This is a genomic window from Mycobacterium sp. G7A2 (assembly GCF_041902445.1).
Classification (GTDB): Bacteria; Actinomycetota; Actinomycetes; order Mycobacteriales; family Mycobacteriaceae; genus Mycobacterium.
Genome location: NZ_CP169251.1, coordinates 4,585,216 through 4,599,131 on the forward strand (window position 1 = coordinate 4,585,216; position 13,916 = coordinate 4,599,131).

Below are 13,916 nucleotides of genomic sequence, written 5' to 3' on the forward strand. Positions count from 1 at the left end.
GCTAGCGCGGGGTGCCGCCGCCGTCGACCATGATGACCTGACCGGTCATGTAACTACCGGCGTCGGAGGTCAACAGCAGTGCGGCGCCGACCATTTCGTCGGCCGAGGCCAGCCGCCGCATCAACGTCCCGGAGACCATCCCGTCGATGACCTCCTGCGGGTTCTTGCGCATCATGTCGGTGTCCACCGGCCCCGGCGCCAACGCGTTGACCCGGATCCCGTCACCGGCGAACTCGGCGGCCATCGAGCGGGTGAACGACATCAGCGCCGACTTCATCGACGCGTAGATCGACAGCGCCGGTGCGAAGATGAACCCGCCGATCGACACCATGTTCAGCACCGCGGCGTGCGCGCTGTTCCTCAGGTGCGGGAGCGCTTCCTGCACAAGCATCACCGGACCGCGCAGATTCACGTCGAACGACTTGGTCAGCGCGTCCACCGTGATCTGTCCCAGCGGCTGCGCCAACGGATTGGCGGCGTTGTTGACCAGCACATCGAGACCACCGAACTCGGCGACGGTGCGCTCGACCAGCGCGGCCAGATCGTCGACCTCACCGAGATGGGTCGGCACGCCGATCGCCGCGCCACCCATCCCGCACAGGTGCGCCGCGGCCTGTTCGCACGCGTCCGGCTTGCGGCTGGCCACGACGACCCGCGCTCCGGCGAGCACATATCCCTCAGCCAGCGCCAGTCCGATCCCGCGGGTGCCGCCGGTCACGACGACGGTCCGACCGGCCATGTCGAACAACCGGTCGAACGACGAGCGGTCCACTAGATGCAGCCGCTGACGCTGATGCGGCGGCCCACATCAGCACACACCGCCACGTTGGGTGTGTACACCGGCGGCGGAGGCGGCGGCGGTGGTGGCGGAGGCGGAGGTGGTGGCGGCGGAGGCGGAGCACCCGGCGGTGGCGGCGGGGGTGGCGGTGGCGGAGGCGGCGGCGGGGGAGGCACGTAGTTCATCTCCCAGAGCGGGTCCGAACATCCCGAGACGTCGACCCATCGTCCACCGATGGAACCGCAGATCGCCTCCGCCTTCGGTGCGGGCATGACCACGGGGCTGAGCACCCCGCCGACGAAGACCGCGGCGACTGCGACGAGCCAGGTCTGGCGCAAGTCGAGCTCCTTCACGTTCTCAGCGGCCGGGGCCGCGACACCACGTTGATTGTGACAGTCGACTCGGACGTGCGCGGGCGAACCCGCGTCCCGGTGCCGGGTCGCGGCGCCGATGACGACACCGGACGGTTTGCCAGATCAGCACCGTGCGTCGTCTGCGCTCTGTGTTGCCACAGGTTCTGGGCATACTCCGGACCCCACGCTCGAACCCTCATCCGTAGCGGAATCCGCGAGATAGCGAGCAAACTTGTCATTCTCGTCGATCTGTAAAAGATCGCTTGTCAGAAAGTCTTTGCCGAGATCAACGATTCACCCAGCGAACTCTTTGACGATGTCGTACATTTTCGTACTGTGCGCAACCAACGGGTCGCGCACCTGGTGCGTTCAGATCGCAGTTGTTCGAGGGGTGCTTGCGATCTGGACGCACACTAAAGCCACAACGACCGGGTGCTGGTGAACGTCCGGCGAACACCGGTCAGCGGATCGTCGAATGCCAACGTATGCGCGAGAAGGCTTAGCGGCGTGGCGAAATCGTCGGCCGCCACCTCGACGACGTCCGGGTAGAGCGGATCCCCGATGATGGGCAGACCCAACGACGCCATGTGCACCCGTAGCTGATGGGTGCGCCCGGTGCGCGGCGTCAGGCGATAGCGCCCGTCGCCCAGGTGCTCGACCAGCGTCTCGGCGTTCGGCGCCCCAGGCTCCTCGACCGCCTGCAAACACCCGCGGCGCTTGACGATCCGGCTGCGTACCGTCAGCGGGAACGTCAACCCCGGGGCGACGCCGGCACACGCGAGGTAGGTCTTCGACACCCTTCCCTGGGCGAACAACACCTGGTAGGCGCCACGAACCTCGGGGCGCACCGTGAACACCAGCACACCCGCGGTCAGTCGGTCGAGCCGGTGCGCGGGCGCCAGATCGGGTAAACCCAGCTCACGCCGCAACCGCACCAGCGCCGTCTGCATCACGTGCCGACCGCGCGGCATCGTGGCCAGGAAATGCGGCTTGTCCACCACCAGGATGTCCTCGTCGCGATGCAGCACCGGGATGTCGAACGGGACGACGACCTCGTCGGCAACGTCGCGGTAGAAGTAGACCACGGCGCCGGCGGGCAGCACCGATGTCGCGTCGAGCACCGAGCCGTCAGCGCCAAACACTTCTCCAGCAGAGACTTTCGCACCAGCACCCCACCGGCGTTCGAACTCCTCGGCGACGTTGCCGCCGTGCATCCGCACCCGCGCGGGACCGAGACCCTCGCGCACGGGAAGCGGAGCCTTGCTCAATTCAGCGGCACCGGTTCGAGGATCTCGGCGCGCGCCTCCGGAGCAGCGGCACGCAACGCATCGGCCGACTCGTCGTCGGGCTGGGCCTGCGAACGCACCTCGGCCTCCACCCGGGCCCGATAGGTCTCGACTTCGCGATCCACGTCCTCTGCCGTCCAGTTCAGCACCGGCGCAACGACTTCGGCGACCTCGCGGGCACAGTCCACGCCGCGATGCGGATATTCGATGGAGATCCGCATCCGGCGCGCCAGGATGTCCTCCAGATGCAGGGCGCCCTCGGCCGCCGCCGCGTAGGCCGCCTCGACCTTGAGATAGACCGGCGCCTCGGTGATCGGCTCGAGCAACTCCGGGCGGTCGTCGGCCATCGCGAGCACCTCGCTGATCAGCGAGCCGTAGCGATCCAGCAGGTGGCGCACCCGGTACGGGTGCAGTCCGTAGAAGCTTCCCACCCTTTGGGTTTGGTTGACCAACGCGAAGTAGCCGTCGGCGCCGACCAGCGGCACCTTCTCGGTGATGGAACGCGCCACCCGGGTGGGCACGAACTCGGCGGCCGCATCGATGGCGTCCTCGGCCATCACCCGGTAGGTGGTGTACTTGCCGCCGGCGATAGCGACCAGGCCCGGCGCGGGCACCGCGACCGCGTGCTCGCGGGAGAGTTTCGAGGTCTCCTCGCTCTCCCCGGCCAACAACGGCCGCAACCCGGCATACACCCCGTCGATGTCGTCATGGGTCAACGGAGTGGCCAGGACCGTGTTCACATGGCCCAGGATGTAGTCGATGTCGGCCTTCGTCGCGGCCGGGTGTGCCAGGTCGAGGTTCCAGTCGGTGTCGGTGGTGCCGATGATCCAGTGGGTCCCCCACGGGATGACGAACAACACCGACTTCTCGGTGCGCAGGATGATGGCGACCTCGCTGACGATGCGGTCGCGGGGCACCACGACGTGCACGCCCTTGGAGGCCCGCACCCGGAAACGGCCGCGCTGCTTGGACAACGCCTGGATCTCGTCGGTCCACACCCCGGTCGCGTTGACCACGACATGGCCCCGGACATCGGTGACCGCTCCGTTCTCCGAATCCCGGACCTGCACCCCGGTGACCCGGTCGCCTTCCCGCAGCAGCGCCACCACCTGCGTCGAGGTCCGCACCACGGCCCCGTAATGGGCGGCGGTGCGCGCGACCGTCATCGTGTGGCGGGCATCGTCGACGACGGTGTCGTAGTACCGGATCCCGCCGATCAGCGCCGAACGCTTCAACCCCGGCGACAGCCGCAATGCCCCGGCACGGGTCAGGTGCTTCTGCGGGGGAACGGATTTCGCGCCACCGAGCTGGTCGTAGAGCATGATGCCGGCGGCGATGTAGGGCCGCTCCCACAGCCGCTTGGTCAGCGGGAACAAGAACGGCAACGGCTTGACCAGGTGCGGCGCCAGCGTGGTCAGCGACAGCTCCCGTTCGTGCAGCGCTTCCCGGACCAGGCCGAACTCCAGCTGCTCGAGGTAGCGCAACCCGCCGTGGAACATCTTCGAACTGCGACTGGAGGTGCCCGACGCGAAGTCGCGCGCTTCGACCAGCGCCACCTTCAGGCCCCGCGTCGCGGCGTCCAACGCAGCCCCCGCACCGACGACGCCACCGCCGATCACGACGACGTCGAACTGCTCACTGCCGAGTCGCTCCCAGGCCCGGACACGCCCCTCGGGATGAAGGACGGAATCGGGCATCTCGTTGCCCACGCAGGACTCCCTTGTTACCGGTCAGTACTCAGACCAGCCTACGTGGACTGGCGCGGATGCTCGCGCCAGCCCGGAGCCCGTTCCCAGGACCACGGCCGTCGCCGCGCCGACGTGGAAACGTTCACCGCCCGCACCGTAGAGCCCGTCCTGCGAGCCGGTGAACACGTCGTTGATCCAGCCGGCGGCGATCACCGGGACGGCCGCCACATTCGCCGAGTCCGGGACGCCGCAGGTGAGCATGCCGATGAGACCGCTGCTGGCGCCCTCGGCGTCGGTGTGTTTGCCGCCCTCGAGCCGGACCCCGACGAAGCCGTCGGGGCGGCTGTCCACCAACGCGGACGTGCCGGCGCCGAAGACGTTGCACAGGGCGCATTCGGCGGCGATCTGGAACACCGGACGGGCGTTCACGCCGGTCAACGCCGCCGAGCCGGCGGCGATGCGGCCGCCGTTGTCGACGCCGTCGAACATCACCACGGCCCGCAGGCGGTCGATCGCGCCGTTGTCGACGCTGAAGGCCGCCGCCGAGGCCGCCAGGTTGCCGCCCGCGGACTGGCCGGCCAGCACGAACTGCGCCGGAAGGATGACCGCATGCCCGGCGGCTGCCGTCGCGCTGGCCGTCAGAGCCGTCATGTCACCGACGAACAGGTCAGCGACCGCGCGGTGCATCGCGTCCCCGTTGACCCAGCAACCGCCCTGGGCGAACGGATCGGACGCAACCGTGGGCACGACGACGACGCTGTTGGTCTGCTCGGCCAGCTGCACCGCCAGCGCCGACACGTTGGCTTTCGACCGGAAGAAGCCGTGCTGCAGATAGATCAGGCCCGCCGGCTCCTCGGCCTGGTTGGGGAAATACCAGTCGGCGTCGAGGGTTTCACCGCAGCCGCACCCGACCTCCAGTTTCGAGGTCTGCCTGGTGACCAGGCTGCCCGCCGGGATCGACGGCTTGGGATCGAACAGCCGCACCAGCCCGGCCAGCGCCGAGAACAGCCACGACCCGATCAGCTCCAGCGGCGACGGCCGCACCGCTTCGGCCGTGCTCGACGCGGCGGCGGCCGTCATCGTGGCCAGCGCGGTCGACGTCGACTCGCCCGTCTCTGCGGTGGCGTCCGAGGCTGGGACGAGGGTCGGCTGGGTCGGGGATGCGAGGTCACCGCCGAGGGTGCGCTCCGGCTCCGCTTCGCCGGTCGGCTCCGTCTCGGGCTCGGCGGCGGATCCGGCCGCAAATTCGGTCTTCGGGGCGGGCGCGTCGGCCGGGTCGGGCGTGACGGTGTCCCCGCCACGGTCGGTCGCGCCGGTTCCTTCGCGGCGGTCGGTCGTGACGGTGTCTCCGCCGCCGTCAGCCACGGATTCGTCGGCCACGGATCCCTCGGACGCAGATTCGTCGGCCACGGGCTGCTCCGCGGGCGCATCGGCCACGGTCTCGGCCACGGGCTCTCCGACCGGCTCGACGAGATCCGTCTCCTCGTCGTCGACGGTGCCGTCCGCAGACAGGTCGTCGGTGACCTCTTCGGCTACATCCGCCTCATCACCGGCGGTACCGGCGGCGTCGACGTCGGTGGTGGTGGTGACGTCGGCGCCGGTGGTGTCGGCGTCGCCGCCGTCCCGCTCCCCCGACCCGGTCTGGGTATCGGAAGACGTCCCGGTCGACTGGCTCGCGGTGTCCGCACCACTTGAGCCGTCACCGTCAGCAAATGCCACGCCGGGGCTGATCGTGACGGCGGCCAGCACCCCGAGAACGGCCACACCACTGCGAACGAACACGCCACCAATGTTCCAGCGAATTAACTGAAGCGCAAATTACCAGCTCAGAGGCGTCGATCTCTGTACACGCAAAGCTGCGTCAGTCCAGGTCGTCATGCGTCATCAGTCGGCGGGCCGCCTCGACGATCGAGCCCGACAGCGACGGATACACCGACAGCGTCTGCGCCAGGTCGGTCACCGTGATCCGGTTCTGCACGGCCAGCGCGATCGGCAGGATCAGCTCCGAGGCGATCGGCGCCACCACGACGCCCCCGATCACCACGCCGGTCGCGGGTCGGCAGAAGATCTTGACGAAGCCGTGGCGAAGCAGGCTCATCTTGGCCCGGGCGTTGGTGCTCAGCGGCAGCATCAGCGTGCGGGCGGGCACCTCGCCGCTGTCGATCGCCGACTGCGGGATGCCGACCGCCCCGATCTCCGGGCGGGTGAACGTCGCCGAGGCCACCGTCCGCAGCCGGATCGGGGACACCCCCTCCCCCAGCGCGTGATACATCGCGATCCGGCCCTGCATCGCGGCCACCGAGGCCAACGGCAGCAGACCGGTGCAGTCACCGGCGGCGTAGATCCCCGATGCGGGGGTCCGCGACACCCGATCCACGGGGATGTAGCCGCCCCGCTTGAGTTCGACGCCGACCCGCTCCAGGCCCAGGTTCGCGGTGTTGGGCACCGATCCGACCGTCATCAGCGCGTGGCTGCCCTCCACAGAACGGCCGTCGGCCATCGTCACCTTCACCCCCGAATCCGTGCGGGTCACCGAGTCGGCCCGGGCATTCTTGACCAGCGTCACGCCGCGCTCGGCGAAGACCTCCTCGAGCACCGCGGCCGCGTCGGAGTCCTCGTGGGGCAGGATCTGGTCACGGCTGGCCACGACCGTCACCGTCACCCCGAGCTCGGTGTAGGCGTTGCAGAACTCCGCGCCCGTCACCCCCGAGCCCACGATGATGAGATGTTCCGGCAGTTCAGGCAGGTCGTAGACGTGTCGCCAGGTCAGGATCCGCTCGCCGTCGGGCTCGGCGTTGGGCAGGATCCGCGGGCTCGCGCCGGTGGCGATCAGCACCACGTCGGCCTTGAGCACGCCGACCTTGCCGTCCGGGGTGGTCACCTTCACCCGGTGATGCGCCATGCCGGAGGTGTCGTCGACGAGCTCACCATGACCGCCGATGATCGTCACACCGTGGTTGAGCAGCTGCCGGCCGATGTCGGCGGACTGCGACGCGGCCAGCGTCTTGACCCGGTTGTTGATGTCGGGCAGCGAGATCGGCGCGGCGTCGATACCGATGTCGTAGCCCAGACCCGACGCGCGGCGCAGCTCGGTGCGCACCCCGGTCGAGGCGATCAGCGTCTTCGACGGGACGCAGTCGTACAGCACGCACGCCCCGCCCAGGCCGTCCGAGTCGACGACCGTCACCTGGACGACGTCACGTCCGTGGGCGGCCGCGACCAGCGCCGCCTCATATCCCGCCGGTCCTCCTCCGATGATCACGATGCGCGTTACCACGCCACCAACCTATTGCACCGACCCCGAGGCGGGCGTTCGGATACAGCAGGGGTTCACAATGCGTTTAAGCTTCTCGGGTGCCGCTCTACGCCGCTTACGGATCGAACATGCATCCCGAGCAGATGCTGCAACGGGCCCCGCACTCCCCGGTGGCCGGCACCGGCTGGCTGCACGGTTGGCGGCTGACCTTCGGCGGCGAGGACATCGCCTGGGAAGGTGCGCTGGCCACTCTCGTCGAGGATCCGGCATCGAAGGTGTTCGTCGTGCTCTACGACATGACCAAAGAGGACGAGGACAACCTCGACCGCTGGGAAGGCTCCGAGCTCGGCTTCCACAAGAAGATCCGGTGCCGCGTCGAGCGGATCTCGTCGGACACCGACACCGACCCCGTGCTGGCGTGGCTGTATGTGGTGGACGCCTGGGAGGGTGGCATCCCGTCGGCGCGCTATCTGGGGGTGATCGCCGAGGCCGCCGAAATCGCCGGGGCACCAGCCGAGTACGTGCATGACCTGCGGACCCGCCCGGCCAGCAACATCGGCCCCGGCCCCGGGTCGTGAGTCCGGCGAGCGCGCGAGTTCGACTTCGGCGGGCGGGCTCCTGGTAGACGCAATGTCGTTCTGAGCGGTGCGCTGCGGATATATGCGCGCAACACTGCTCTCAGAACGACATTGTGGTGGGCGGCGGCCCCGGGCGGCGGCCCCGGTCGGCGGTGTCGCCACCTCGCTGAGGTTCCTGATCACACGACGATCTGGCGGTTCGGTCTCGAAGCCATACATCGCTGCGGCGATGCCGCAGGCACACCGCCAACCGGGCGACCGCCGACAGCTCCAAGCCACGCAAGCGCAGCTCGTCGGAGGGTTCGCCGAGGCAGTAGATCCCCTGCCACAGGCGTTCCAGCACAACGGTATTCACTGCGCGCTCGAATCCCCGCCCGGTTGAGGTGGCCCAGGATCTGTCAGCTGGTGGCCACCCCACCCTGCGCCGGAGCGCTCGGCCACGGGGCCATGCTCGAACGCCACCCGTGCGGGTTGCGATGCTCAGCGCGTCAGCGCCGGAGATCTGGTGGCAATGGGGGATGGCTGGCGGGGCGCGAGCGCGCGCTGAATGCCAGAGATCACGGCGTGTCGGTGTGCAGACCCGACGACGGAGAGACCTTGGGCCACGGGACCGGGCGGGGGCGAGTGCGCACCTGCTGCGGCCACCAGAACCAGCGGCCCAGCAGCGCCGCGATCGACGGCGTCATGAACGACCGGATGACCAGCGTGTCGAAGATCAATCCCATGCCGATCGTGGTGCCCACCTGACCGATGATCGTCAGGTCGCTGACCGCCATCGTCATCATCGTCAGCGCGAACACCATGCCCGCGGCGGTGACCACCGACCCGCTACCACCCATGGTGCGGATCAGCCCGGTGTGCAACCCGGCATGCACCTCTTCTTTGAGCCGCGACACCACCAGCAGGTTGTAGTCCGCACCGACCGCCAGCAGGATGATGACGGCCATCGGCAACACCATCCAGTGCAACTCGATGCCCACCAGGTGCTGCCACACGAGCACCGACAGCCCGAAGGACGCACCCAGGGACAGCACCACCGTCCCGACGATCACCGCGGCCGCCACGACGGCGCGGGTGAGCAGCAGCATGATCACGAAAATCAGTCCGATGGCGGCGATTCCGGCGATCAGAAGGTCGTAGCGGGTGCCGTCGGCCATGTCCTTGAAGGTGGCCGCCGTGCCACCGAGATAGATCCTCGAACCCTCCAGCGGGGTGCCTTTGATCGCCTCCTTGGCCGCCGTCTCGATCGCGTCGATCTTGTCGATGCCGTCCGGCGACAACGGATCACCCTCGTGGGCGATGATGAAGCGCACCGCGTGCCCGTTGGGCGAGATGAACTGCTCGATGCCGCGCTGAAAGTCGGCGTTGTCGAACGCCTCCGGCGGCAGATAGAACGTGTCGTCGTTCATCGCGTCGTTGAACGCGTCGCCCATCGCCGTCGCGTCGTCGCCCATCGCGGCCTGCTGCTCCTGCTGTCCGCCCTGGGTCTGCTGCATCGTCAGCATCATGTCGCGCTGCGATTCCATCGACTCGATCTGCGAGGGCATCAGCTCGATCAGCTGCGGCATCAGCGACGCGAGCTTCTCGATCTCGGGCACCAGCTCCTGGACGTTGTCGGTCAACAGGTTGGTGCCGTCGATCAGGTCGAACACCGACCGGATCGACCAGCACACCGGGATGTCGTAGCAGTGCGGTTCCCAGTAGAAGTAGTTGCGGATCGGCCGCAGGAAGTCGTCCAGATCGGCGATGTGGTCGCGCAACTGGGTGATGTCGTCAGCCATGGTCTTGGTCTTGGCCACCATGTTCTGGGTCACATCGGACATCTGCGTCATCAGCGCCTGCATCCGTCCCATCGTGTCGATGGTGTTCTGCAGCGCCGCCGCCTGAACGGACATGTCGTCCATCCGGTCGAGCATGTACTTCTCGTTGAGCTTCTGCGTGTTGCCCTGCCGGCTCATGATGTACGGAATCGTGGTGCCGTCGATCGGGGTTCCGTCAGGCCGGGTGATGGTCTGCACCCGGCCGATGCCCTCCACCCCGAAGATCGCCTTGGCGATCTTGTCGATGACGATGAAGTCGGCCGGGTTACGCAGATCCTGGTCCGACTCGACCATCAACACCTCGGGGTTGAGGCGCGCCGGCGAGAAGTGCCGCTCGGCCGCGGCATACCCGACGTTGGACTCGATGTCGGCCGGCAGATAGTTGCGGTCGTTGTAGCTGGTTTGGTAGCCGGGCAGGGCCAGCAGCCCGATCAGCGACACCGCGATGCTGGCCACCAGGATGGCACCGGGCCAGCGCACGGTGGCCGCGCCGACCTTGCGCCACCCGCGCACCCGCATGTCGCGCTTGGGGTCGAGCAGGCCGAAGCGGCTGGCCACCGTGACCACCGACGGGCCGAACGTCATCGCCACGCAGATCAGCACCAGCATGCCCAGCGCCAGCGGCACGCCCAGCGTCTGGAAGTACGGCAACCGGGTGAAGCTCAGGCAGAACGTCGCGCCGGCGATGGTCAGGCCGGAGCCGACGATGACGTGCGCCGTCCCGCCGAACATCGTGTAATACGCATCCTCGGGGCTCGCTCCTCGGCCCCGGGCCTCCTGGTATCGGCCGATGAGGAAGATCGCGTAGTCCACCGCGATCGCGATCGCGAGGGTGACCAGCAGGCTCGTCGCGAACGTGGACAGTCCGATGATCTCGTGGAAACCCAGGAAGGCCACCGCGCCTCGGACGGTCAGCAGGCTCAGCCCGACCATGACCAGGATCAGCAGCGTGGTGACGATCGAACGGAAGAACAGCACCAGCATGATCGTGATGACGAGGAACGTCAGCGCCTCGACCGTGCGCATGCTCTCGTGGCCCGCGTTCTCCTGTTCGGCGGCCAACGCGGACGCACCGGTGACGTAGGCGGCGACGCCGTCGGGTGGCTGGCTTTCGGCGACGATGTCCTGGACGGCGGCCACCGACTCGTTGGCCAGCGCCTCACCCTGGTTACCGGCGAGATAGACCTGGAAATAGGTGGCCCGCCCGTCGGCGCTCTGGGCGCCCGACGCGGTGAGCGGGTCACTCCACAGGTCCTGGATGTGCTCGACGTGCCGGGTGTCGGCCTCGAGCCGGTCGATCAGGTCGGCGTAGTACGCCCGGGTGTCGTCACCGAGAGGCTGGTCGCCCTCCAGCACGATCATCACCGAGCTGTTGGACTCGTATTCCTCGAACACCTCGCCGATGCGCTGCATCGAGATGACGGCGGGCGCCTCGTCGGGACTCATCGACACCGAGCGCTGCTTGCCGACCTCTTCGAGCTGTGGCACCGAGATGTTCAGGAATGCCGCGACGGCGATCCAGATCAGGATGATCGGCAGCGAGGCGAGCCGGATGGCGCGTGCGATGCGGTAGAAGTGGGGCCGCTCGTGACCGGAAGGGGCTTCGGTCAGCGCAGTGCTCGGAGCCACCAAACTCCTTCCGAACCGAGGTGATCGTGACGGGCGCCTTGAGATGCGCTGCCCCGCCGGGCAATCAGTGCGCGATGCCCGATCAGCAGGTTTACCCTATCCAAGCGGCTAACTTGAAACAAGCCGTTAGGTTAACTAGTGACCTGAGCCGGGATCCTTCCGCGATGTGAGCGGGGATACAGTTCGGCGTCCCGACGTCGATCGAGGAGGCACGGTGGCCAAACCGGTGGCGACGCGCGGCTTCGCGCGCGAGCGGGTGCTCGACGCCGCCCTGGACCTGTTCGCCGCCCACGGCGTCAGCGGCACGTCGCTGCAGATGATCGCCGACCGGCTCGGGGTGACCAAGGCCGCGGTCTACTACCAGTTCCACTCCAAGGACGACATCGCACTCGCCGTCGTCAAACCGGTGTACGACGACATCGAGCACCTGCTGCGGATCACCGAGACGCTGCCCACCGCCGAGGCCCGGCGCAGCGTGTCGATGAGCGGCATGGTCGAGCTGATCATCCGGCACCGCCGGGTCTCCAGCGTGTTCTACGGCGATCCCACCGTGCACCACCTGCTGGAGACCAACGACGAGTACCGCCGCATCGGGGAACGGCTCGCCGACGTGTTGCTCGGCCCCGCCCCCGACACCGCGTCGCGGGTGGCGATCTCGATGCTCAGCGCCGGGGTTCACGGTTGTGTCAACGACCCGATGATCGCCGACCTCGAGGACGCCGAACTGCAGAAGATCCTGCTCGACTTCACCAAGCGGTTCCTCGAGGTGTGCGTGCCGGCGCAGTAGCGCCCGACGAGCCCGTTCAGCACTTCGCGAGGGATCGCCCGCCGCGGTTCCTAGGCTGATGGCCTTCGCAGAGTGAGGAGTGGCCGATGGTGACGCTGGATCGTCTGGTGAATGTGCTGGGCGGCAGCGGAGTGCGACTGAGGCCCTGTTCCCTCCCCCGCGACACCCAACTGAGCAGCGTCGCGCTGCACGAATCGACGGCGGAACGCGTCGTGGTCACCGGTGATGTACTCCTGGCCGTCGGCGCGGACTCGGTCGAGCAGGCCGTGCGCTGGGCAGCACTGGCGCAGTCCTCGGCGGTGCTGGTGCGACAACCGGATCAGGACGCCACGGTCGTCGACCCCGACGTCGCGGTGGCGGTGTTGACCGTCGACCCCGCGGTGGCCTGGAGCGAGCTGGCGGCAGTCGTCTACGGATTGGTCCTCGAAGGGCGAGAGACCGAGTCCGGCCGCGGCCCGACCGATCTGTTCGCGCTGGCCGACAGCCTCGCCGACGCGGTCGGGGCAGCGGTGACCATCGAAGACCGGCTGTCGCGGGTGCTGGCGTATTCGCGACAGCACACCCACGCCGACCAGGCCCGCGTCGAGACCATCATGGGTCGGCAAGCCCCGAAGCAGGTGCGCGCGCTGCTCGAACAACGCGGCGTCTTCGCGCATCTGGCCGACTCCGACGAACCCCTGTACGTGTCCGCCGCGCCCGACCACGGCCTGTCCGGGCGGATGGTCGTTGCTGCCCGAGCCGGACGTCGGCTGCTCGGATCGGTGTGGGTGGCGACGCCGACGCCGCTGGACGAGACCCGGCGCGCTGCGCTGGCCGACGGCGCCAAGACCGTCGCACTTCACCTCCTGCGCTCCCGCGCCAGCGCCGACTTGGAACGCCAGGTCGAATCCGACCTGGTCATCCGATTGCTCGAAGGCTCCGCCGACGCCGCCACGGCGGCCAGCCGGCTCGGATTGCCGGCCGAAGGGTTGCGGGTGATCGCCGTGCACGCGCAGCTGGATGCCGATCGCGATGCCGCCTTGTTGATGCTGTTCGACCGTGCGACCTCCGGCTTCGGTTGGTCACGGCCAGGCCGCAGCGCACTGTCCGGCAACGCTGTCTACACCGTGTTGCCCGCCGAGGATGCCGACGCTGCACGCCGGTGGGTCAACGGGTTACGAGCCGCGCTGATCGACGGCGCAGTGGTGTCGGCGGGAATCAGCGGCGTCGCCTCGTCCACCGAGCTGAGCGCAGCCCGGCCGGAAGCCGACGAGTGCCTGGCACTGCACGAACTCCGGGCCTCGCGCGGTCCCGCACCTGCGTACGACGAATCCTGGCAGGACATCCTGCTGCAGCGGCTGCGCATCGCCGCCCGGTCGGGCCGCACCCCCAACCGCGGACCGGTGGCCGAGCTGCGTCGCCACGACGCCGAGACCAACACGCGCTACGTGGCCACCCTGCAGGCGTGGCTGGCGGCGATGGGCGACCTCGCCGACGCGGGTGCGCTGCTCGGTGTCCACGAGAACACCGTGCGCTACCGGCTGCGGAAGATGGCCGATGTCGCCGCTCTCGATCTGACAGACCCCCAGTGGCGTCTGGCCACGATGATCGAGCTGGCGGCGACCGACGAGCAGGAGCCGGCGGCGACCAACGAGCATTGAGCTGTCGGAGCCCGACAATCGAGCCCCTCACGATTGTCGGGAACACGCAAGCCCCACGGACGCCAGGCACCCATGCTGGGTGTCAACGACAAGTCAGTGGG

Annotated in this window: 10 protein-coding genes; 3 read left to right on the forward strand and 7 right to left on the reverse strand. The window is 68.3% G+C overall.

Translation table 11 applies throughout. The features are described from left to right. Position 1: 1 nt before the first annotated feature. The 6 genes from ACEWX3_RS21710 to ACEWX3_RS21735 form a co-directional block, all read right to left on the reverse strand. The gene (locus tag ACEWX3_RS21710; RefSeq protein ID WP_374157667.1) at positions 2-772 is read right to left on the reverse strand and encodes an SDR family NAD(P)-dependent oxidoreductase; all 771 of its coding nucleotides are present in this window, start codon (positions 770-772) and stop codon (positions 2-4) included. Next, the gene (locus ACEWX3_RS21715; protein WP_221350794.1) at positions 772-1,116 is read right to left on the reverse strand and encodes an RNA-binding protein; all 345 of its coding nucleotides are present in this window, start codon (positions 1,114-1,116) and stop codon (positions 772-774) included. The genes ACEWX3_RS21710 and ACEWX3_RS21715 overlap by 1 nt, the downstream gene beginning before the upstream one ends. Positions 1,117-1,544: 428 nt before the next feature. Continuing rightward, positions 1,545-2,345, reverse strand: a complete 801-nt coding sequence (locus ACEWX3_RS21720) for an RluA family pseudouridine synthase (RefSeq protein ID WP_374159914.1) — start codon at positions 2,343-2,345, stop codon at positions 1,545-1,547. 50 nt (positions 2,346-2,395) lie between these two features. After that, complete coding sequence (locus tag ACEWX3_RS21725; RefSeq protein WP_152519568.1) at positions 2,396-4,114, reverse strand: glycerol-3-phosphate dehydrogenase/oxidase; 1,719 nt, start codon at positions 4,112-4,114, stop codon at positions 2,396-2,398. Positions 4,115-4,147: 33 nt separating this feature from the next. Continuing rightward, a complete protein-coding gene (locus ACEWX3_RS21730) occupies positions 4,148-5,887 on the reverse strand; it encodes a hypothetical protein (RefSeq protein WP_374157668.1) in 1,740 nt (579 codons plus the stop codon). A 79-nt stretch (positions 5,888-5,966) separates the two neighbouring features. After that, positions 5,967-7,382: an NAD(P)H-quinone dehydrogenase gene (locus ACEWX3_RS21735; RefSeq protein WP_374157669.1), complete on the reverse strand. Its 1,416-nt coding sequence runs from the start codon at positions 7,380-7,382 to the stop codon at positions 5,967-5,969. Positions 7,383-7,459: 77 nt separating this feature from the next. On the opposite strand from ACEWX3_RS21735, the gene ACEWX3_RS21740 reads away from it, so the two are divergent. Continuing rightward, complete coding sequence (locus ACEWX3_RS21740) at positions 7,460-7,939, forward strand: gamma-glutamylcyclotransferase (protein WP_207067781.1); 480 nt, start codon at positions 7,460-7,462, stop codon at positions 7,937-7,939. 557 nt (positions 7,940-8,496) lie between these two features. Here ACEWX3_RS21740 and ACEWX3_RS21745 read toward each other — a convergent pair. Beyond that, entirely contained in the window at positions 8,497-11,391 is a 2,895-nt protein-coding gene (locus ACEWX3_RS21745; RefSeq protein WP_374157670.1) for an RND family transporter, read from the reverse strand. A gap of 211 nt (positions 11,392-11,602) precedes the next feature. On the opposite strand from ACEWX3_RS21745, the gene ACEWX3_RS21750 reads away from it, so the two are divergent. Beyond that, on the forward strand, positions 11,603-12,175 hold the full coding sequence (locus ACEWX3_RS21750) for a TetR/AcrR family transcriptional regulator (RefSeq protein WP_207067783.1): 573 nt from the start codon (positions 11,603-11,605) through the stop codon (positions 12,173-12,175). 86 nt (positions 12,176-12,261) lie between these two features. Continuing rightward, positions 12,262-13,815, forward strand: a complete 1,554-nt coding sequence (locus tag ACEWX3_RS21755; protein ID WP_374157671.1) for a PucR family transcriptional regulator — start codon at positions 12,262-12,264, stop codon at positions 13,813-13,815. Positions 13,816-13,916 lie beyond the last annotated feature (101 nt).

Bases quoted from the DNA above. Each gene is read 5' to 3' on its own strand.
- ACEWX3_RS21720 (WP_374159914.1), bottom strand. From the start codon at position 2,345: ATGCACGGCGGCAACGTCGCCGAGGAGTTCGAACGCCGGTGGGGTGCT.
- ACEWX3_RS21755 (WP_374157671.1), top strand. From the start codon at position 12,262: ATGGTGACGCTGGATCGTCTGGTGAATGTGCTGGGCGGCAGCGGAGTG.
- ACEWX3_RS21725 (WP_152519568.1), bottom strand. From the start codon at position 4,114: ATGCCCGATTCCGTCCTTCATCCCGAGGGGCGTGTCCGGGCCTGGGAG.